Annotated in this window: 17 protein-coding genes; 8 read left to right on the top strand and 9 right to left on the bottom strand. The window is 40.9% G+C overall.

What is annotated here, in order from left to right:
- Window positions 1-22: 22 nt before the first annotated feature.
- On the top strand, window positions 23-544 hold the full coding sequence (locus tag GSF09_RS05055; RefSeq protein ID WP_159799851.1) for a nuclear transport factor 2 family protein: 522 nt from the start codon (window positions 23-25) through the stop codon (window positions 542-544).
- Between the two features lie 9 nt (window positions 545-553).
- On the opposite strand, the gene GSF09_RS05050 is transcribed toward GSF09_RS05055, so the two are convergent.
- The gene (locus GSF09_RS05050; protein ID WP_159799850.1) at window positions 554-1501 is read right to left on the bottom strand and encodes an L-threonine 3-dehydrogenase; all 948 of its coding nucleotides are present in this window, start codon (window positions 1499-1501) and stop codon (window positions 554-556) included.
- Between the two features lie 217 nt (window positions 1502-1718).
- Between GSF09_RS05050 and GSF09_RS05045 the strand changes: the two genes are divergently transcribed.
- Together GSF09_RS05045 and mfd are read left to right on the top strand one after the other, a co-directional pair.
- On the top strand, window positions 1719-2372 hold the full coding sequence (locus GSF09_RS05045) for a hypothetical protein (RefSeq protein WP_159799849.1): 654 nt from the start codon (window positions 1719-1721) through the stop codon (window positions 2370-2372).
- Window position 2373: 1 nt separating this feature from the next.
- Window positions 2374-5736 carry a transcription-repair coupling factor gene (gene mfd, locus GSF09_RS05040; RefSeq protein ID WP_159799848.1) on the top strand — a complete coding sequence of 1121 codons (3363 nt, stop codon included), beginning with the start codon at window positions 2374-2376 and terminating at the stop codon, window positions 5734-5736.
- 7 nt (window positions 5737-5743) lie between these two features.
- Here the strand turns inward: mfd and GSF09_RS05035 are convergent, their stop codons facing one another.
- From GSF09_RS05035 to GSF09_RS05015, 5 genes are all read right to left on the bottom strand, one after another.
- On the bottom strand, window positions 5744-6835 hold the full coding sequence (locus GSF09_RS05035) for an MBL fold metallo-hydrolase (protein ID WP_159799847.1): 1092 nt from the start codon (window positions 6833-6835) through the stop codon (window positions 5744-5746).
- Between the two features lie 43 nt (window positions 6836-6878).
- Window positions 6879-9038, bottom strand: coding sequence for a M12 family metallo-peptidase (locus GSF09_RS05030; RefSeq protein WP_159799846.1), 2160 nt, complete (start codon window positions 9036-9038; stop codon window positions 6879-6881).
- A gap of 13 nt (window positions 9039-9051) precedes the next feature.
- On the bottom strand, window positions 9052-9714 hold the full coding sequence (locus tag GSF09_RS05025) for an aspartate kinase (protein WP_159799845.1): 663 nt from the start codon (window positions 9712-9714) through the stop codon (window positions 9052-9054).
- A 74-nt stretch (window positions 9715-9788) separates the two neighbouring features.
- A complete protein-coding gene (locus GSF09_RS05020) occupies window positions 9789-10148 on the bottom strand; it encodes a YraN family protein (RefSeq protein WP_159799844.1) in 360 nt (119 codons plus the stop codon).
- Window positions 10148-11116: an LD-carboxypeptidase gene (locus GSF09_RS05015; RefSeq protein ID WP_236564850.1), complete on the bottom strand. Its 969-nt coding sequence runs from the start codon at window positions 11114-11116 to the stop codon at window positions 10148-10150. The genes GSF09_RS05020 and GSF09_RS05015 overlap by 1 nt, the downstream gene beginning before the upstream one ends.
- 104 nt (window positions 11117-11220) lie before the next feature.
- Here GSF09_RS05015 and metG point away from each other — a divergent pair, with 104 nt between their 5' ends.
- Window positions 11221-13353, top strand: coding sequence for a methionine--tRNA ligase (gene metG, locus GSF09_RS05010; RefSeq protein ID WP_159799843.1), 2133 nt, complete (start codon window positions 11221-11223; stop codon window positions 13351-13353).
- 2 nt (window positions 13354-13355) lie between these two features.
- The gene (locus tag GSF09_RS05005) at window positions 13356-14258 is read left to right on the top strand and encodes a histone deacetylase (RefSeq protein ID WP_159799842.1); all 903 of its coding nucleotides are present in this window, start codon (window positions 13356-13358) and stop codon (window positions 14256-14258) included.
- Between the two features lie 43 nt (window positions 14259-14301).
- Here the strand turns inward: GSF09_RS05005 and GSF09_RS05000 are convergent, their stop codons facing one another.
- A complete protein-coding gene (locus GSF09_RS05000) occupies window positions 14302-14811 on the bottom strand; it encodes a hypothetical protein (RefSeq protein WP_159799841.1) in 510 nt (169 codons plus the stop codon).
- Between the two features lie 155 nt (window positions 14812-14966).
- Here GSF09_RS05000 and GSF09_RS04995 point away from each other — a divergent pair, with 155 nt between their 5' ends.
- The 3 genes from GSF09_RS04995 (at window position 14967) to GSF09_RS04985 (ending at window position 18518) form a co-directional block, all read left to right on the top strand.
- Entirely contained in the window at window positions 14967-15731 is a 765-nt protein-coding gene (locus GSF09_RS04995) for a LuxR C-terminal-related transcriptional regulator (RefSeq protein ID WP_159799840.1), read from the top strand.
- 89 nt (window positions 15732-15820) lie between these two features.
- Window positions 15821-16807, top strand: coding sequence for a fasciclin domain-containing protein (locus GSF09_RS04990; protein ID WP_159799839.1), 987 nt, complete (start codon window positions 15821-15823; stop codon window positions 16805-16807).
- 160 nt (window positions 16808-16967) lie between these two features.
- The gene (locus GSF09_RS04985; RefSeq protein ID WP_159799838.1) at window positions 16968-18518 is read left to right on the top strand and encodes a bifunctional GNAT family N-acetyltransferase/carbon-nitrogen hydrolase family protein; all 1551 of its coding nucleotides are present in this window, start codon (window positions 16968-16970) and stop codon (window positions 18516-18518) included.
- Between the two features lie 10 nt (window positions 18519-18528).
- Here the strand turns inward: GSF09_RS04985 and GSF09_RS04980 are convergent, their stop codons facing one another.
- Window positions 18529-19188: a response regulator gene (locus GSF09_RS04980; RefSeq protein ID WP_159799837.1), complete on the bottom strand. Its 660-nt coding sequence runs from the start codon at window positions 19186-19188 to the stop codon at window positions 18529-18531.
- A gap of 130 nt (window positions 19189-19318) precedes the next feature.
- Window positions 19319-21373, bottom strand: a complete 2055-nt coding sequence (locus GSF09_RS04975) for a M13 family metallopeptidase (protein ID WP_159799836.1) — start codon at window positions 21371-21373, stop codon at window positions 19319-19321.
- Window positions 21374-21377 lie beyond the last annotated feature (4 nt).

The raw sequence follows: 21377 nt of genomic DNA, 5'->3' as shown, positions 1-21377 counted from the left end.
TTTTTACTGTAAAATTACTTTTATGAAAAAACTATCCTTGATACTAGGTGCATGCCTTATAGCTGTTGTGATATTTGCGTATAGAGAAACTCCCTTAGATATTACCAGAGAGAAAGAAACAGTTAATTTATTTCTTGATGAATGGCATGCTGCGGCAGCCAAAGCCGATTATAAGGGCTATTTTGATAAAATAGCTGACGATGGCAGATATATTGGCACTGATGCCAATGAAAACTGGGATAAACAGGCTTTTGAGGCTTTTGCAAAACCCTATTTCAATCAGGGCAAGGCATGGGATTTTAAGGCTATAGAGCGCAACATATACTTTAGCAAAGATGGTAAGACTGCCTGGTTTGACGAACTCCTTGATACCTGGATGAAAGCCTGCCGTGGTTCGGGCGTACTTGAAAAGCAGGGCAAAGAATGGAAAATAAAACACTATGTGCTTTCCATGACTGTACCCAATGAGGTTACTAAAGAAGTGCTACCGCTAAAGGCAAAATATGAAAATACTTTGATTGAAAAGTTAAAAAAACAACAATAAAGAATAGCCTTACGAAACGCTTTCGCTAAGATGCTCAAGCATATCAACAGTCATGCTTTCCAAATTATAATTATGTTTCCAGCCCCAGTCTTTACGGGCACAGCTGTCATCAATACTTTGTGGCCAGCTATCGGCAATTTTCTGGCGGAAATCAGGTTCATAGGTAATAGTAAAGTCTGCTATATGCTCCTTTATTGTTTCGGCAATTTCCTTTGGGGTAAAATCCATTGCCGATAGATTGTATGATGAGCGTATCTTAATATTTTCGGCAGGTGCCTGCATTATTTCTATTGTAGCCCTTATTGCATCATCCATATACATCATAGGCAGGCGCGTGTCTTCTTTAAGGAAGCAGTTATAGTTACCCTCGCTTAGTGCTTTGTGGTAAATATCAACTGCATAATCGGTAGTGCCACCGCCCGGCAGGGTTGACCAGCTAATTAAACCCGGATAACGTATACTTCTTACATCAACACCATAAATATTATGGTAATATTCGCACCAGCGTTCTCCGGCCTGTTTGGATATTCCGTAAACTGTGGAAGGTTCCATTACCGTATATTGTGGCGTATTTTGTTTTGGGGTGGTAGGGCCAAACACTGCTATACTGGACGGCCAGAATATTTTTTTAATTTTCCCCGCCTTAGCTATATTCAGCACATGAAAAAGCGAGTTCATATTTAAATCCCACGCAAAGGCAGGATTTTTCTCAGCAGTTGCCGAAAGCAGTGCCGCCATTAAATATACCTCATTAACCTTATACTTTTCTATAACCGATTCAACCTGGTTGTAATCAAGCGCATTTACTACTTCAAAAGGGCCGGAGGAAACAAATTCGGGGTCGCCTTTGCGTACATCAGACGCTATAACTTTTTCAACCCCATACAGTTCCCTTAACTTTTTAGTGAGTTCGGTACCAATTTGCCCACAGGCTCCGATTATTAAAATAGTTCCCATTGTTTGCTTGTTTGTGTGCAAAGATACTGTTTCCTCAGTGTGAATTTTGTTAATTAAACGCTGTATAACAAATATTTTTTGTCATATTGTTATTTTCATCCAGCATAAAACACAATATCCTTAAATATGACGCTAACTTAAAATAAGTTTCTACAATTCTTTTTTTAAACAACACATTGGCGTAACATTTGTAAATTTGTTGTAATAAATTTATAAAATGAAATACATAAGAGTAATATTATTTTGCTGCATAGGCTTCCTGATGTTTTCCTGTGAAGATGATGAAAAGCAACGTCAGGCCGAAGCTGCAAAAGCACAAAAGGTTAACGACTCAATCCTGAAAATAATCAGCAGCAACTGGAAATTTGATGTCCCCGCTGTTACATCAAAAGTTTCACAGCGTATTGAAAACTGGAACGAATGGCAGCAGTTTAAAAACGAGTTTGCACAAAACCCCACAGGTACACTGGGTGCATACAGGCAAAAAGTAAAAACACTGGTAAACAAGGCAGAACAGCTAAAAAACAATATTCCGCCATTTTTTGACAAACCGCAGGTTCGCAGCCGTATAGGTGTATTAATAACAAAAGTAAAGTCGCTGTATACTTATATTAATATAAACCCAATACCTGAAAAAAAAGTTATGGGGCTTTTAAATGAAGTGAGCGGTGATATAACTTCTTTCCAAAACCAGCTTGATGAATTAGTACGTATAAGCGAAGTGCCAAAGGAAATTGGTGAGGAAGAAATGCTAAGGGCCTTAGATACTGTACGCAGGGCAAACCCCGATTTTAAGGCACAGCCTGAAAATACTAGCCCCGCACCTGCTGCACCGGCATCAAGACAACCGTTTAACAGGCAAAACCCTTAATTTGAAAACAGAAGTTTTAGAAAAATACCGCAGTTCTGCAAAAACCACCCAGATAGCGGCAGCTTTAGGCCAACGCGAAAATAAGATACATATAAACGGGCTTATAGGCTCATCGCTTTCCTTTGTAGGTGATGCTTTATTCCGTATGGCAGAATTGCCCTTCCTGATAATACTGAAGGATAAGGAAGAGGCAGCCTATTACCTTAACGATTTTGAAAGGCTGATTGGCGAGCAGGATGTGCTTTTTTATCCGGGTTCCTACCGCCGGCCTTACCAGATTGAGGAAACCGACAATGCCAATGTACTTTTGCGTGCAGAAGTGCTTAACCGCATAAACTCCCGAAAAAAACCGGCTGTTATTGTTTCTTATGCCGAAGCGCTTTTTGAAAAGGTAGTAACCCGCCGGGAACTTGAAAAAAACACGCTTAAAATTGCTGTTGGCGACCAGGTTTCAATAGACTTTATAAATGAAGTGCTTTTTGAATATGAGTTCCGCCGTGTGGATTTTGTTACCGAGCCGGGAGAGTTTTCAGTAAGGGGCGGTATCATGGATGTATTTTCATTTTCCAATGATGTGCCTTACCGTATTGAATTTTTTGGCAATGAAGTTGACAGTATACGTACCTTTGATGTGGAGTCGCAATTGTCTCTGGACAGGAAAAAGAAAATAGCGGTTATACCTAATGTTGAAAACAAATTCCTTGAAGAAAAGCGGGAAAGCTTTTTGGAATATATTAATGAAAAAACCGTAATTTTTATTCAGGATACCGAAGCCCTGCTAAGCCAGTTGGATAATTTATTCTCAAGGGCTTCAGAGGCTTTTGATAAATTATCTAAAGACTTAAAGCACGCATCGCCTTCGGAGCTTTTTTTAAACAGGCAGGAGTTCACCAAAAAAGCCCTTGATTTTACCATAGCCGAACTGGGCGGCAAACCTGTTTTTAAAACTGATAAGATATTTGAATTCCATATACAGCCACAGCCTTCATTTAACAAGCAGTTTGACCTGTTGCTGAATAACCTTAATGAAAACCGGCTGCACGGTATAAAAAATTATATTTTTTGCTCGAATGAAGCACAGGCAGGGCGCTTTCATGATATTTTTGAAAGCCTTGATAACGAAGGCAAAACCCAGGATACTGCAAGTGCCTACAAGACAATAGTATTTCCTCTGTATGAGGGTTTTATTGATGAGGAAAACCAGATAGCCTGCTATACCGACCACCAGATATTTGAACGTTACCACCGCTTTACTATTAAAAACGGTTACTCTAAAAAGCAAACCATAACCCTTAAGGAGCTAAACTCATTATCAGTAGGCGACTATGTTACGCATATAGACCATGGTATTGGTAAATTTGGGGGACTCCAAAAAATACAGGTGGAGGGCAGGACGCAGGAAGCTATTAAACTGGTATATGCCGATAATGATATTGTGTATGTAAGCATACACTCCCTGCACAAGATTGCCAAATATAACGGTAAAGACGGTGCTCCGCCAAAAATATACAAGTTAGGCTCCAGCGCATGGAAAAGCCTAAAGCAAAAAACCAAGGCACGGGTAAAGCATATAGCTTTTAACCTTATACAGCTTTATGCAAAGCGCAGGCTTGAAAAAGGCTATAAATATGCCCCCGACAGTTACCTGCAGGCCGAACTGGAATCATCATTTATTTATGAGGATACTCCTGACCAGATTACGGCAACACGTGATGTAAAGGCTGATATGGAAAGCGAACGCCCTATGGACAGACTTGTGTGCGGTGATGTGGGTTTTGGTAAGACGGAAGTTGCCATAAGGGCAGCATTTAAAGCGGTAGATAACGGCAAGCAGGTTGCCATATTAGTGCCTACCACCATACTGGCATTTCAGCACTATAAAACATTTAGTGAAAGGCTTAAGGATATGCCTGTAACTATAAATTATATAAACCGCTTCAGGACTGCAAAGCAAAAGTCAGAAACCCTGAAAGCCCTTGCCGAAGGCAAGCTCGATATTATAATAGGCACCCACCAGCTAACCAATAAAAATGTGGTTTTTAAAAACCTGGGGCTGCTTATAGTAGATGAAGAACAAAAATTTGGCGTAAATGTAAAGGACAGGCTTAAAACCATTGCCAATAATGTAGATACCCTTACACTTACGGCAACACCAATACCCCGAACACTGCAGTTTTCATTAATGGCAGCAAGGGATTTATCGGTAATTACAACGCCACCGCCAAACCGTTACCCTATAGAAACGCAGGTAATACAGTTTAACGAGGAAATTATACGCGATGCTGTTTCTTATGAGATACAGCGCGGTGGGCAGGTATTTTTTATTAATAACAGGATTGAAAACATTAAAGAGGTTGCAGGGATGCTGCAACGCCTTGTACCCGGGGCAAAAATAGGCATAGGGCACGGGCAGATGGAGGGCAAAAAGCTGGAAGAGCTTATGCTGGCATTTATGGATGGCGATTTTGATGTGCTGGTTTCAACCACAATTATTGAAAGCGGCCTTGATGTGCCTAATGCCAATACTATAATTATTAACAATGCCAATAACTTTGGGCTAAGCGACCTGCACCAGATGCGTGGCCGTGTGGGAAGAAGCAACAAGAAAGCTTTTTGCTATTTTATAACACCTCCGTATTCTGCCATGACCGAAGAAGCCCGGAAAAGGATACAGGCACTGGAACAATTCAGCGAGCTGGGCGGCGGTTTTAATATTGCAATGAAAGACCTTGAAATACGAGGGGCAGGTGATTTGCTGGGTGGTGAACAGAGCGGGTTTATAAACGAAATAGGGTTTGAAACTTACCAGAAGATTATGAACGAGGCCATAGAGGAGTTAAAGGAAAATGAGTTTAAAGACCTTTATGACGCCGAAACAGAAGATACTGATAAAACCTATGTAAAAGACATACAGATTGACAGTGATTTTGAATTGCTTTTCCCTGATGAGTATGTTAATAATATTACCGAAAGGCTTAACCTTTATAACGAGCTTGGTGAAATAAAAACGGAAGAAGAACTGCAAAAGTTTGAAACTATGCTAACCGACCGTTTCGGGCCATTGCCTAAACAGGCACAGGCACTGCTTACCAGCATGCGTATTAAATGGGCGGCAACCAAAACAGGCATTGAAAAACTTATATTGAAGCAGGGTAAAATGGTAGGTTATTTTGTATCCGACCAGCAATCTCCTTATTACCAGTCAGGGGCATTTCACAAAGTGATACAGTTTGTGCAAAAACACCCATCACTGGCTAAAATGAAGGAAAAGCAAACCAAGAACGGGCTTCGCCTATTACTGACTTTTGAGAATGTAAAATCACTTAAGAAAGCACTGGAGTTACTGGAAATGATATTGGAATAGATATTGTTTACATTATTTCCCACCAATGGGAAAATTCCTGTTGTGTATTATCAAGTTTTACCTTTTCGCCTATCATAGGGGTAAGTAGGGGTATTTGCTTTTTTTCAGCTTCGGCTGTTACACGTTTAACAGGTTCATCCCATGCGTGCAGCGCAAGTGAAAATTTTGCCCAATGCACCGGCAGCAGCCTTTGTGCTTTCAGGTCTGTTGCAGCCTGTACGGTTTCTTCAGGCATCATATGTATATACTTCCAGTATTCATTATATTGCCCGCATTCCAGTATGGCCAGGTCAAACGGGCCAAACGTTTCACCGATAGTTTTAAAATGGCTGTCGTAACCGGAGTCGCCTCCTAAATAAAGATTAAATGAGGGCGTTTTTAATACTACTGATACCCATAATGTGCCATTCCTTTTAAGCCACCTGCCGGAAAAGTGCCTTGCAGGCATAATATGGACTACAAACCCTTCCGATATAGTAACTGAATCCTGCCAGTCCAGCTCGCTTATAACAGCAGCATCAAAACCCCAGCGCTCAAGATGCGCTCCTGTCCCTAAACCGGTAATAATTTTCTTAATTTTAGGTTTCAGCTTTACCACTGTTTCATAATCAAGATGATCCCAATGGTCATGCGTTATAAAAAGGCAATCAATCTCAGGAATATCTTCGGCAGTATAAATATCACTCCCTTTAAAAGCCCTTGTTGTAGCCTCAATGGGCGATGCGCTTCCACTGAACACAGGGTCCACTAAAAACCTTTTCCCGTCAGCCTGCAAAAAATAGGACGAATGCCCAAACCACACCAACACATTTTCATCATTATTCAATGTATGCAAATCTGTTTTTATGGAAGGTAGTATTGCAGCAGGTTTACTCCTTTTATTCTTCTTAAAAAAGAACTCATAAAAAACTTTGCGATAGCTCGCTTCCTCGGCCAGGGCAGGTGTAGGGCTAAGGTTTTGGAATTCACTTTTGTAATAATTAGCTGACTCCCGTATCTTTTGAAGCCTTTTACCTGAAGGAAGCCTGCCAAATTTCGGGTGCTGTATATATAGCAGTACCGCAAGCGCAAGTACCAGTATAATTATGATGTATATCATTTTTAAAAGAAAAATGCAGTAGTAACCTACTGCATTTTTAATATTAATTTTGTTTTACAATCCTGAAATTCATTTCCTTGCTGCCGCTTACAACTTTAAAGAAGTAAACACCATCGGCAAAGGAAGAAATATCAACAGCCGCAGTACTGGCACTGCTGTTTTGGGTTAACAGCAACTGGCCGGCCACATTATAAACCCTGACTTCACCAATTTCTTTAGCGGAAGATATATTTACAATGCCGCCGGAAGGATTAGGATAATATGTAACATCAGAAAAAGAAACATCATCCACACCAAGTGCAGAACATGTTACCGTTGCATTCCAGCCGGAGTAATTAAGGCCCTCATCGGATACAAACACAAAAGTAAGCGCACCATCTTCTGCTGTTGATTCAAACGGCCCCGGAAGCCAACTTCCGGTGTACTCACCTAAAGATGGAGCATCTGTGTCAGAACCATCAAATACATACATAAAGTCATAATTCAATTCCACCATAAAGCTGGTAAAGTCAACTTTTATTTTAGCTCCCGGCACATCCGGTTTGAGCACCCTTACCATGTATTGGTTGTCACCATAGTTGCCATTTATGCCGCCCGTATCTGTAAACGGCAATCCTGAGCAAAAGCTGGCACCTGTGCCAAAAATAAATTGTGTTTGTGGAGCATTTGCCTGTACACAAGCCGGGCGAACTACAAAGCTGTAATAGCTGTTAGGGTTAAGAATATTGGTTGTATAACTATTGGTTGTAACCGTTTGCCAGTTAGCTCCCCCCTGCGGATAAGGTATAATGGAAACTTCCCAAGGCCCTGCGCTTGAATTATCTATCCAAGATATAGTAGTGCTGTTTGCACCCGAATCTATTGAAACTGATTCTATGGTATTGATACATGTGCTTATACAGTCTGTACTCAGGCATCCTGAAGATTCCACATGGTTTAATATACGGGCAGCAGGCTGTGGCCCGAACCCATTTGCAAAATTAATGCCCACTCCATTCACAAGGTGGCAATAGCTCATAATTGACCCCTTATTAAACCAGGGTATACTGCCTTGTGCACAGTTCCCTTCTACATAACCTGCTGAAGAACCGCAGCCGTCAATAGCTGTATTATTGCCATTCCAATAACAGCCATGAGTGTGCGGTGAGCCCATTAAATGCCCCAATTCGTGTGCTATTACCTGTACAGTCCATGAAAAAAGCGGTACGGAGTCAAAATAAATATCAACATCAGAATAACTGAACTTATAATCCGAGCAAATGCCGCCTATTCCAACTGCCACTCCACCCAGTCCTCCCGGGTCTATACCTACAAGCTGGCCCAGGTCACCATCAAAAATGGGAGTTTGCTCATAAAACTGCATAAGGTAATCACCGGAGTTTTGCCCATAGTAAGGATCGGGTACATTCCATACAAAAACAGATTTTATAGCTGTGGTAATCCCGTCATTATCATAAAGTGTCTGAACATTATTAAACACAGATGTCATCCAGTTGGTAGTCGCTCCGAAATTAGAACCATTTTGTACATAAATATCATTATCTATCTCAAAATACATGGTAACACAGTTATTGCTGGCAACGCCCCTGCCCTGGTGGTTATGGTTGTCAAGTGCATCGGCATCCGGCTCTTCGGTGCTGCATGTAAAAGTATTAGGTATTTTAAGGTTGGCATCAGAGTATATAATGTACTTTGGTGCATTGCCCTTTTCTTTTTTGAGCCTGCCTATAACAAGGTTGTTTATGCCCTCACCCGAAACTATACCATTCATTTCACCCTGGAAAAAATTAAATGACGCAACCGAATGGGCATCGCCTTTAATTATACCCCTGTAGTAGGCACCTGCGGTATAAGGAATATCGGTTTTGTCGGTAGCATCAACATGAAAACCTTCTGCAAGCACATCAACCTTGTATAACTGCACAGTAATTGCATTATTCCCGTAAGGTATTTCCAGTTCAATAGTGTTATACTTAAACTGGGCTATCTCATTAGCTGCCCGGCTGTCAATTGCAGCATATACTGCATTTTCTACTACATTTTTTTCAATATGGGCAGGTGTGCTTTCAGGAGTGAAGAGCGCAAAATGCCTGAATTGGGTATTTTGGGAAACAAGTTCCTGTACTTTGCCGGCAATTTTTTGCTGGCCGTAAAAATTCAGCATGCAGAATAATGCTGCCAAAAGAATAATTTTGTTTTTCATAATAAAATAATGGCTAATGAAGGCTTTTCAGGTCTTTTATAACTTTAAAGGCAAGGTCAACCTCATCTTCGGTAACTAATATTGTAAATTCATAGGAGGTAGAAATAACCTCATTTATAATTATTCCCTCCCAGGCAAGCCTCTGGAAGATATAATAATATACTCCGGGTGTGGAAATATTGTCTTTAGGAAGCTTTACGGTAATTGATGCCAGATTATCGGTACGTTCCACCTGTTTTTCATCTGCAAACAGCCTGTCAACCAAATGGCTTACGGATGAACTTACCACTACATTTGTTTCGTTAACCCCCCTTGATGAAGTATAAAAAACATCAGGATTGGCATTAATACTTTTTATAAGTTCTGCCTGTTTGTTTAATATTGTTTCCGATATAGCAAAAGTATAATCAGTTAATGATGACCGCACTGTAATTTCGCCTATGTTTTTTAGCACTTTCACAATCTTGTGGTTAAGCCGGAAATCCAAGTCTTCAGAAAGCCTTTTAAGGGACATTACCACAGCACCCTGCTTAATATCCTTACCCAGTTCCTGCTCAAGTTCAGGAAGCATATTCCTTGCCAGTGATGTCAGGTTTATTATTCCCTGAGACAATGCACTAAGCAAAAAAGGCTTTGTCTTTATGTAGTGCTCTACTACAGAAGAGATTGTTTTCATATTAAATTGTAGCTTGCAGTTGTGTTAATCGGCAAATATACAAACTAAAACAACCTATTGAATATTTAGGCAGTTTAAAAGTAAAAAAATGCATCTTCAAGATGCTCAACCTCAAACCCTGAGGGGCTGTTGTATATTGAAATAATATCAAACCGGGCCTCAACATCCAGGCTTTTCATTTCAATATATTCATTTACGGCTTTTACCAGTAACCGGATTTTTTTTTGGTTTACAAATTCCTGCGGCAGCCCAAAAGCTAAAGACGACCTTGTTTTTACCTCAACAACCGAAAGTATTTTGCCTTTTTGCGCTATAATATCTATTTCCGCTTTTTGGTACACCCAGTTTGTTTCCAGTATTACATATCCTTTTTTAAGCAGGTATTGTACGGCAATTTCCTCTCCCTGCCTGCCAAGGTCGTTATGCTGCGCCATTACTCAAAAGTTAAAGTGGTGCCTTTACCGGTTACTTCAAGGCTAACCGTTTTTCCCATTATCAGTGCCCTGTTATCATGAATATGCCCTGCCGGGAAATTAAAACAGACAGGAATATTATATTCTTTGGTTAAGTCCCTTATTATTTGCAGGGCATTATGCCCCCATGGAATATCATTATCCCGCATTTTGGTCATACTCCCTATAATAAGCCCTTTTATATTTTTAAAGTATCCGTTACGCTTTAAGTTCATAAGCATTCTGTCAATATGGTACAGGTATTCGTCAAGGTCTTCAATAAAAAGTATCTTATCCTTATAGTCTATTTCCGAAGGCGAACCCATAATGCTGTACAGCACCGAAAGGTTACCCCCTACAAGTTCACCTGTTGCTTCACCTGTTTTGTTGAATTCGTGTGGTTCCACACTATATTGCAATGTTTCACCAAAAAGTGCCCTGCGCAGTGTTTCCTTTGCCTGGGGCGTTGCGTGCAGCACGCTTATAGCCATTATGCCGTGCAAGGTGGCTATATCCATAGTATTAATATGGCTGTGTAAAACTGTGGCATCACTAAAACCTATTATCCATTTTGGCTTTTTACGGAACTGGTCAAAATCCACCCTGTCCACCATACGCACAGTACCATAGCCGCCTTTGGCACACCAAATTGCTTTTATGGCTGGGTTATCCAGCATTTCCTGGAAATCAGTAGCACGCTGCCAGTCTGCTCCCGCAAGCTGGTGGTTATTGTCCTTGCCTATTGTTTTACCCAGCACTACATTAAGCCCCCAGCTTTCAAGCATTTGTATCGCGGGCCTAAGCGGTGCTTCATCAATTTTTCGTGCAGTTGCCAGTATGGCAACAGTATCGCCTTTGGTAAGGTAAGGTGGTACTCTCATAATATTTTGCGCCTGCAGCGCCGGGATAAAGTTTAATAACAGCAGTGTAAATACTAATTTCCTTTGCATAATCCTGTTTCAGTAAAACAAACTTAGCAAATTTATTTTTTACGCCGCCCCGCCTGCTGCTCGGCCTATAATTTGTATTTTTGCATTTAAAATTAATTATCCTGATGATACAAAATCCTAAACGATATACAGTTACCGCAGCTTTGCCCTACACTAACGGCCCTATACACATTGGCCACCTTGCAGGTGTATACGTGCCTGCCGATATTTATTCCCGTTACCTCAGGCTGCAGGATAAGGATGTTGCTTTTATATGCGGCAGTGATGAGCATGGCGTAGCCATATCCATGAAGGCGAAAAAGGAAGGTATTACACCACAGCAAGTTATTGATAAATATCATACCATCATTAAGGATTCTTTCGAAAATTTCGGGATTTCTTTTGATAATTATTCAAGGACTTCCTCCAAGATACACCATGAAACAGCTTCTGCGTTCTTCAGGAAATTATATGATGAAGGCAAATTTATAGAGGAAGTTACCGAGCAGCTTTATGATGAGGAAGCACACCAGTTTTTGGCAGACCGTTTTGTAACGGGCACATGCCCGAAGTGCGGTAATGAAGAAGCGTATGGTGACCAATGCGAAAAATGCGGTTCATCATTAAACGCTACCGACCTTATTAATCCTAAATCAACTATAACAGGCAGCAAGCCTGTATTAAAAGAAACCAAGCACTGGTTTTTACCTTTAGACCAGTATGACGCTTTCCTGCGCGAATGGATACTGGAAGGGCATAAAAACAACTGGAAACCAAACGTTTACGGTCAGGTAAAATCATGGTTGGAAGACGGGTTAAAACCCCGCGCCGTTACCCGCGACCTGGACTGGGGCATACCTGTGCCTGTTGAGGGAGCAGAAGGGAAAGTACTGTATGTATGGTTTGATGCGCCTATCGGCTATATTTCATCTACAAAGGAATGGGCGCAGCGGGAAGGTAAAGACTGGGAGCCTTACTGGAAAGATGCCGATACAAAACTGGTGCATTTTATAGGTAAGGACAATATTGTATTTCACTGTGTTATATTTCCTGCTATGCTAAAGGCAGAAGGCACTTATATATTGCCGGATAATGTTCCTGCAAACGAGTTTCTTAATCTTGAAGGCAATAAGCTTTCCACGAGTAAAAACTGGGCAGTATGGCTGCATGAATACCTTAACGATTTTCCAGGCCAGCAGGATGTATTGCGCTATGCATTAACATCTAATGCTCCGGAAACCAAGGATAATGACTTTACATGGAAAGATTTCCAGGCACGTAATAATAATGAGTTGGTTGCCATATTTGGTAACTTTATAAACCGCGTGGTGGTGCTTACCAACAAGTATTATGAGGGCGAAGTACCACAGCCATCAGAATTTGCGGCTATTGATGAGGCTACACTTACTGAAATGCGTGCCTATCCTGCTGTTATTTCGGCTAGTATTGAACGTTACCGTTTCAGGGAAGCTTTAACCGAGCTTATGAACCTGGCACGACTGGGTAATAAATACTTGGCTGATGAGGAGCCCTGGAAAGTTATAAAAGATAACCCTGAAAGGGTGAAAACCCAAATGTATGTGGCATTGCAGATAGCTGCCGCGCTTGCGGTTTTAAGCGAGCCTTTCCTTCCTTTTACAGCAGGTAAATTAAAAAACATCCTGAAACTGGACGAAAGGCCGGAACCTGTTATAACCATGGGTATTGTGGATGAAACACTTAGCGCAAATGATGCCAAACGTTCGCGCAGCACAAAATGGAATGATGTTGCCCTGCATACTAACCTGCTTCCGGCAGGCCACCACATTGGGCAGGCCGAATTGCTTTTTGCAAAAATTGAAGATGAAGCCATACAGCAGCAGGTGGAAAAACTGGAAGCAACTAAAACTGCCAATGCCGCAGAAAACAAAAAAGCAGAACCACAAAAAGAACTTATTACATATGAGGACTTTGCAAAGCTTGATATGCGAACCGGTACAATACTGGAAGCTGAGAAAATGCCGAAGGCAAACAAGCTGCTGGTGTTAAAAGTAGATACCGGTATAGATGTGCGCACCATAGTTTCAGGAATTGCTGAAAGCTTTAAGCCGGAAGATATTATAGGAAAACGTGTTACTGTATTGGTAAACCTGACACCGCGCGCACTGCGGGGGGTGGAAAGCCAGGGGATGATACTTATGACGCAGGATGCAAGCGGCAAACTTGTTTTTGTAAACCCTGATACTGATGGCGTAGGCAACGGTGAAACCATAAGCTAAAAATGCTGCCTATAGCATACCACCCCATATACAGGCACCCGTTACCGGAAGGGCACCGGTTCCCTATGGTTAAGTACGAATTGCTGCCACAGCAGTTGCTGCATGAGGGAACAGCCGTTGATAGTGATTTTTATGAGCCCGGCATACCGGATTTAAACCATGTACTGGCAGTTCATGAAAAAAGTTATGTTGATGACCTGCTAAACCTTACGCTTGACCCGCGCGCGGCAAGGAAAATCGGTTTTCCGTTATCGGCTGAATTGATAGAGCGTGAACTGCGAATTGCACAGGGAACTATATGGGGATGCTACAAAGCCAGGGAAAATGGTATTGCATTTAACATAGCCGGAGGCACGCACCATGCCTACAGCACGCATGGCGAAGCCTTTTGCCTGCTTAATGACCAGGCAATAGCTGCCCAATACCTTTTAAATGAAAAGCTTGCAGAAAGGATACTTATTATTGACCTTGATGTGCACCAGGGAAATGGAACGGCACAAATTTTTTCAGGTAATGAAAAGGTATTTACGTTCAGTATGCACGGCAAAACCAATTACCCTTTTAAAAAGGAAATATCCTCCCTTGATATAGCCCTTGATGATAATACAGGCGATGTGGAATATCTTAGCGTTTTAAAGGGCATCCTGCCCAATCTGTTAAAAAAGGTAAAGCCTGATTTTATATTTTACCTGTGCGGTGTGGATATTTTAGCATCTGATAAATTAGGCAAGCTGGGTTGTACAATAGAAGGATGCAAAAAGCGTGATGAATTTGTACTAAACCTATGTTATGACAATGGTATACCGGTGCAATGCAGTATGGGTGGCGGTTACAGCCCTGATATTAAAATTATTATTGAAGCGCACGCCAATACATACCGTGCTGCCAAAAATATATTTATATAAAAAAGGCTGCCTGCGGGCAGCCTTTTTTATTCAGCTTTATAAATTAACGGCTGTACTGCTCCCACGTTACAGCATAGCAACTGCTGTTTTGCTCCTGATAGCTGGCATAAACTATAGTATCCTCATTTAACTCCCTGAAATCGAATACAACACCATCAACCACTATAGCATCCTTATCGCTATCCTCCCATTCCCAGGTGTTGTATGAATAGGCCTCTCCTTCCGCACCAACTTTATAATACATAGTGCCGTCATGTGCAAAAGCATAATAAATGTTTTCCTGTCCCAAATCCTCGTCCTCATAGCCGGCACAATGGTAATCCACTTTAGCTACATCCTGCTTCCACCATTTTTTTTCTGTAAATCCCCTTCCCTCGGTACCATCATAACCGGTAAGTACCTGTTCCCGTTCGGCTAAGGGTACTATTTCCCCTTTTGGCACTCCTGCAAACTTGTCATTGCCTCCTCCGTCATCATCTTTAGAGCATGATGTAGTAAGTGTAAACCCTAGAAAAAGAATAGCTGCCACCTTAAAAAATTTCATTGCTTTCATGTTAGTTAATTTAAAGTTAGTATTAATTGATTGTTGTATTTGTAAAAGTATAACTACATGTAACACAGAAAAATACCCTGTACTAGGTATTTTTAACTTAGTTTTATGGCTTTTCTTTGTGTTTCAATTATTACTAACCGCCAACCAGATAAGACATGGAAAAACTTATATTAAATGAAGCCCAAAAAATATGGACTGAAATAGCCCATAATAAAACGCCTTGTGACCTGAAACTGGAAATTGAGCTTTATAAAAAACTCATTAATATATTTCAGGTAGGAGATTATTACTACATGATTTTTAATCCCTCAGAAATGGTTATTGAGTATGCCAGCAGCTCAATTGAGGACACCTTAGGCTACAAACCGGAAGAATTTACACTGGACAAGCTGTTTTCCATTATCCATCCGGACGACCTGCCTTATTTTATGGATTTTGAGGCTACAGTTACTCAGTTTTTTACACAGCTCCCTCCCGAAAAAATAATGAAATATAAAAGCCGGTATGACTACAGGCTTAAAAAAGCAAGCGGGGAATATATACGCATACTTCAGCAAATTGTAACCATACAAAGTGATGAAGACGGTGCTGTGTTACGCACCTTTGTAGTGCATACCGATATTACCGACCTGAAAAAAGATAGCAGGATGGTACTTTCATTCATAGGGCTTGATAACGAGCCTTCCTATATTGATGTAAAGCCTATACAAAAATTTTCCCCTTCGCAGGAAATATTTACCCGCCGCGAAAAAGAAGTGCTGTACCATATCTCGCAAAATTGCCAGACTGCCGAGATAGCGGAAATCTTAAATATAAGCCCTGCAACAGTTTCAACACATCGCAAAAATATTTACCGTAAAACTAAAGCAACTTCCCTTTTAGAGCTTATAACCATGGCTTTAGAAAAAGGATGGCTATAAATAAACAATGTTTAATGTTTTCATAAAATTATTAAACAAAAGAATTTAAGTTTTTACTTTTGAGTGAACAAATCAAAAAAACCACGTTTATGAAAAGTAAAAATTTAAAAAGTTTATTTTTAGCAGCTTTCGTTTCAACGGCATTTATTGCATGCAGCAGTGATGATGATAATGACAGTGTTGACATGAACAATTCTATTGAAGATATTGTTGATGATACTGCCAACTTCAGTATGCTGGACATGGCACTTGAAAGAACAGGCCTTGATGAAACTTTAGACAACAGTGGCTCTTTCACTGTATTTGCTCCAACCAATGCAGCTTTTACCGCTTTCCTTGAATCAACCCCTTATAACAGCATTAATGATGTGCCAGTTGCAATGCTAAGGGAAGTGTTGCTAAACCACGTTATTTCAATGGAAGTTACAGCTTCAGAAATTACAACAGGCTATGTAAAAACTATGGCAAAAGGCGCAGCATCTTCATCTAATACCATCAGTATGTACATTATGAAAAATGATTCAGGTGTTACAATTAACGGTGGTGCGGAAAACGGTGGTGCAATGGTTACACAGGCAGATATAATGGCCGATAACGGTGTTATTCATGTTGTTGACCATGTAATTGCATTACCAACTGTAACATCGCACGCTATTGCCAACCCGGGATTATCTACACTTGTAATGGCACTAACAAGGGATGACCAGCCGGATTTTGCAGGTATATTAGCCGGTACACAAGATTCACCTTTCACTGTGTTTGCACCAACTAACGATGCTTTTGCATCATTACTTACAGAACTGGAGCTTACAGGCTTAGCAGATATTCCACAGGCAACTTTGGAAAACACATTGAAATACCATGTTGTAACAGAGCAAAATGTACTTTCTACACAATTATCAAACAATATGAGTGTTGAAACATTCCAGGGGCAATCATTTACCATTGGGTTATCAGGAAGCAATGCCACTATAACCGATGGAAGCTCAAGAGTAAGCAATATAGTAGCTGTAGATGTACAGGCATCAAACGGTGTTGTACACGTGATAGACAGGGTATTATTACCGGCACTATAATAGTAGTATTACTACAAATTAAGTTAGTTTTATAGTTAATAGTTAAGTTTACTAAAGGCTGCCGTGGTTTGGGCAGCCTTTACTATTAACAATACCTTAACCGCCCACACCTTACGTGCAGGCGGTATAGTTTTTGTATATTTAACAAAAAAAGACAAGAATGCAGGCCGAAATAAATAAAGTTGAATTACGCAATTTACATATTGAAGATTATAAGCAGTTAAAATTATCCATGCAGCACGCTTACTCAGATATGGATGAGCCGTACTGGGGTGAAAAAGACATAGAACTCCTGCTTGAAATATTTCCTGAAGGCCAGCTTGTAGTATTGGTTGACGGTAAAGTTGTAGGTTCTGCATTATCGCTTATTGTTGATTATAAAAAGGCGACTGCAAACCATACCTACGAAAAAATTACAGGCAATTATACCTTTAGCACGCACGATTATGATGGTGAGGTTCTATATGGTATAGATGTTTTTATAGACCCTGAATACCGGGGCCTGCGGCTTGGCAGGAGGCTGTATGATGCCCGCAAAGAACTATGTGAGCAGCTTAACCTTAAATCTATAATTTTTGCAGGCCGCATACCGCATTATAATGATTATTCCGATGAGCTTACACCAAAAGAATATATCGGCAAAGTAAGGCTTAAGGAAATATATGACCCCGTACTTTCATTCCAGCTAAGCAATGATTTCCACGTTATAAAAGTAATGCGCAATTACCTTGAGGGCGATAAAAGCTCACAGGAATATGCCGTACTGATGGAGTGGAATAATATTTATTATGAAAAGGAGCCGAAATTAATCAATACCCGTAAAAGTGTGGTTAGGCTTGGGCTGGTACAGTGGCAAATGAGGCAGCTGGCAAATGTTGAGGCCCTTTTTGAGCAGGCAGAATTTTTTATAGATGCCGTTTCTGGTTACGGTAGTGATTTTGCGTTGTTCCCGGAACTTTTTGTAGCACCTTTAATGGCGGACTTTAACCATTTATCGGAAGCGGATGCCATACGTGAAATTGCACGGTATGCCGAACCTATCCGTAAGCGTTTCCAGGAAATGGCCATTTCCTATAATATTAACATCATTACCGGCAGTATGCCTATGTTAGATGAAGGCAACCTGTATAATGTAGGTTTTTTATGCAAGCGGGACGGTACTTCTGAAATGTACACAAAAATACATATAACCCCTAATGAGGTGCAGTACTGGGGTATGAACGGAGGTTCTGAAATTAAGGTTTTTGATACCGACTGTGGTAAAATAGGCATTATGATATGCTATGATGTGGAGTTTCCTGAACTTTCGCGCCTAATGGCCGATGATGGTATGGAAATACTTTTTGTGCCTTTCCTTACCGATACCCAAAACGGCTACACCCGTGTAAGGCACTGTGCACAGGCAAGAGCCATAGAAAACGAATGTTATGTAGCCATAGCCGGATGTGTGGGTAACCTGCCCGGTGTAAACAATATGGATATACAGTATGCACAAACAGCAGTATTTACCCCTTCGGATTTTTCATTCCCTTCTAATGGTATTAAGGCGGAAGCCACGCCAAATACGGAAATGACAATTATAGTTGATGTTGATATGGATTTGCTTAAGGAACTGCATGAATATGGCAGTGTGCGCATATTAAAAGACCGCAGGCACGACCTGTATAAGATAAAAAAATTACCGGCATCAAAGCAGGAAAAGGAAAAATAGTAAATCAGGCTTATATATAGCCATCATTTTTAGCAGCCTTAACCAGCTCCTCATCACCTTTTACCTTTAAAAGGTGTTTAATTTTTTGCTTGCGCTTTTCAATCATGCTGTTGGAAAGCGGCAGGTATTCAGAAAGGGCTTTACTTTTAATCCCCTTGGAAAGCAGCCTTATTATCTTAATATCGGTATCGTCAAGTTTTATACCGTTATCCCTCTGCTTTATGTGATTGTTTATTGTTTTCGAAAGAAATTTTTTACCTGCTGCCACTGCACTAAAGCACTCCATAAGTTCATCGGTGGTGCAGTCGCTTTTATTTATAAAGCCCTGGGGGGCCACCTCCTGTAAAACAGCCTCTATTATAGTGCATTCTTTGTGCATGGTCATCATTATTATTTTGCAGGAAGGCATGTGTTGCCGTATAAGCTTTGCAATATCCTTACCCGAATAATATCCTCCTTCGGCCCATGCGGGTATGCTGTAATCTATAACGGCTATATCAAAAGGGTTGCCTTTATTTTCCATAACCATAGTATATCCTTCATGGCAGTTGCCGGCCTGTAGGTACACAAGTTTACTTATAGCCAAGGCAGGGCTGGTAAATATAGTATGGTAACTCTCTAAAAGTACGGCATGGTCATCTATTGCCAAAACCCTTGTTGCCTTATCCAAAATAGTGGTTGATTATGAAAGGCAAAAATATATTTTTAGCACTTAAGTTCTGAGAAAAATCCTAATTATTTTTTGGTTAAAGCTCTATAGTACAAAAAATTAAAAAGCCCTGCTGATGCAGGGCTTTTACTTACCATATTTTAACGCGGTTATCCGGTGCTATATACATTCCATCGCCTTGCTTTATGCCGAAAGCGTCATAAAACGCGTCAACATTTTGCAGTGGCACATAAGCCCTGTACATTCCCGGCGAATGCGGGTCGGTCTTTACCTGGTTTTTAATAGCTTCATCCCTTGATTTTGTCCTCCATATAGTTGCCCATGATATAAAGAAACGCTGTTCGGGCGTAAAGCCATCTATCAGGCCGGGGTTGCCGTGCTGTTTAAGGTGTAGCTGCAGGCCGTCATAAGCAGCATTTACACCGCCAAGGTCGCCAATATTTTCACCAAGCGTAAATTTACCGTCAACATAAATGCCCGGTAGCGGCTGTAACTGGCTGTATTGTGATGCAAGCGCACCGCCAAGGTTTGTAAATTTATCAAGGTCAGCATCACTCCACCAGTTCACAAGGTTTCCGTCTGCATTAAAGCGAGCACCCGAATCATCAAAACCATGCGATATCTCGTGCCCTATTACTGCGCCTATACCGCCATAGTTTACAGCCTCATCAGCCCTGTAATCATAAAAGGGCGGCTGTAATATTCCGGCAGGGAATACAATTTCATTATAAGCAGGGTTAAAGTAAGCGTTAACTATCTGCGGTGCCATATGCCATTCCGTTTTATCAACAGATTTTTTAAGGTCGGCAAGATCCTGCTGGTGCCTCCATTTGGCAATATTTTTCATATTGCTGAAGTAGGTGCCTCCTTCGGCAGGGCTTTTAACCGTTAATGCAGAATAGTCTTTCCAATGGTCAGGATAACCAATTTTTACTTTCAGCTTACGCAATTTAAGTATGGCATTTTCTTTTGTAGATTTTGCCATCCACGGCAGGTTGTTTATCCTGTTTTCAAAGGCAAGCATAACATTTTTAATCATGCTTTCTGCCTTGGCCTTGGCTTCCGGCGGAAATTTCTTTTCAACATACAATTTCCCCAGTGCTTCGCCTACAGTACCATTTACAGTATGCAGTGCATTTATATCCCTTTTTTCTTCCTTAAGGGCACCTTTTAGTGTTTTACTGTAAAATTCCCAGTCGGCTGTGCCTATATCAGTAGAAAGATAATTCGCCGATTTATTAATCAGCGTCCATTTCATGTAATCTTTCCAGTCCTCAACTTTTCCCTGTTTAAATAGGTCGTTCAGGGCAGTCATGTATTTAGGCTGCGAAACCACAATAGTATCTATAGTGCCTACACCTGTTTCCTTAAGGTATTTATCCCAGTTAATTGCTGGTGTAAGTTTTTGCAGTTCGGCAACAGTCATTGGGTTATAGGTTTTACGCTCATCACGGCGTTCCACCCTGTCCAGCCTGGGCTGTGCCATAGCGGTTTCAAAAGCCAGTATATTTTTAGCCGACTGCAATGCCTGATTGTCTTTATAGCCAAGGTACTTAAGCATCCTTGCCACATGCTGTACATACTTTTCCCTTTTTTCCTTAGAATCTGCATCATCCGAAACATAATAGTCCGTGTCTGGTAACCCAAGGCTGCCCGGGCTCACGTAAACGGTATTTTTGTTACTGTCTTTAGAGTCGGCGCCTATGTAAAGCCCAAAAAAACCAAGGCCGCCCTCAAGTTCCATTTCCGTTAAAAATGCCTGCAGGTCTTTAGTATTTTTAATCTTATCAATCTTTTGCAGGTAAGGCTTTAAAGGGGCAATACCCTGCTTGTTCCTGGTAACCGTATCCATAATGGATTTGTACATGTTTGCCGCTTTACCCTGGTCTGTATTGGAAGCAAGGTTTTTAGCTGCCGCTTCTTTTAATATGGCAAGCGCATCATGGTTGGTTTGTTCCCTTAGCTCATCAAAACTTCCCCAGCGGGTTTTGTTGCCCGGTATTTCTGTCTGGTCAAGCCAGGTACCGTTAACATACCTGAAAAAATCATCATTTGGGCGTACCTTCTTATCCATATAAGAAAGGTTTATGCCCGGCTTTTGCTGTTTGTCTGTTGCCTGTGCATTACAGGCAGCCACTCCTATAACAAAAGCTGCTGTTGCTAATTTTACTGTTTTGTTTATCATAATA

The sequence above is a fragment of the Flavobacterium sp. MK4S-17 genome (assembly GCF_009848495.1).
Classification (GTDB): Bacteria; Bacteroidota; Bacteroidia; order Flavobacteriales; family Flavobacteriaceae; genus Flavobacterium.
This window is presented reverse-complemented; position numbering and strand designations above follow the sequence as displayed.

Excerpts from the sequence above, each read along its gene's own strand:
- GSF09_RS05015 (WP_236564850.1), bottom strand. The coding sequence starts at position 11,116 with ATGCAAAGGAAATTAGTATTTACACTGCTGTTATTAAACTTTATCCCG.
- GSF09_RS05045 (WP_159799849.1), top strand. The coding sequence starts at position 1,719 with ATGAAATACATAAGAGTAATATTATTTTGCTGCATAGGCTTCCTGATG.
- GSF09_RS04995 (WP_159799840.1), top strand. The coding sequence starts at position 14,967 with ATGGAAAAACTTATATTAAATGAAGCCCAAAAAATATGGACTGAAATA.
- GSF09_RS05000 (WP_159799841.1), bottom strand. The coding sequence starts at position 14,811 with ATGAAAGCAATGAAATTTTTTAAGGTGGCAGCTATTCTTTTTCTAGGG.
- GSF09_RS05055 (WP_159799851.1), top strand. The coding sequence starts at position 23 with ATGAAAAAACTATCCTTGATACTAGGTGCATGCCTTATAGCTGTTGTG.
- GSF09_RS04985 (WP_159799838.1), top strand. The coding sequence starts at position 16,968 with ATGCAGGCCGAAATAAATAAAGTTGAATTACGCAATTTACATATTGAA.
- GSF09_RS05030 (WP_159799846.1), bottom strand. The coding sequence starts at position 9,038 with ATGAAAAACAAAATTATTCTTTTGGCAGCATTATTCTGCATGCTGAAT.
- GSF09_RS05020 (WP_159799844.1), bottom strand. The coding sequence starts at position 10,148 with ATGGCGCAGCATAACGACCTTGGCAGGCAGGGAGAGGAAATTGCCGTA.
- GSF09_RS05005 (WP_159799842.1), top strand. The coding sequence starts at position 13,356 with ATGCTGCCTATAGCATACCACCCCATATACAGGCACCCGTTACCGGAA.
- GSF09_RS05035 (WP_159799847.1), bottom strand. The coding sequence starts at position 6,835 with ATGATATACATCATAATTATACTGGTACTTGCGCTTGCGGTACTGCTA.
- GSF09_RS05025 (WP_159799845.1), bottom strand. The coding sequence starts at position 9,714 with ATGAAAACAATCTCTTCTGTAGTAGAGCACTACATAAAGACAAAGCCT.
- GSF09_RS05050 (WP_159799850.1), bottom strand. The coding sequence starts at position 1,501 with ATGGGAACTATTTTAATAATCGGAGCCTGTGGGCAAATTGGTACCGAA.
- GSF09_RS04975 (WP_159799836.1), bottom strand. The coding sequence starts at position 21,373 with ATGATAAACAAAACAGTAAAATTAGCAACAGCAGCTTTTGTTATAGGA.
- GSF09_RS04990 (WP_159799839.1), top strand. The coding sequence starts at position 15,821 with ATGAAAAGTAAAAATTTAAAAAGTTTATTTTTAGCAGCTTTCGTTTCA.
- metG (WP_159799843.1), top strand. The coding sequence starts at position 11,221 with ATGATACAAAATCCTAAACGATATACAGTTACCGCAGCTTTGCCCTAC.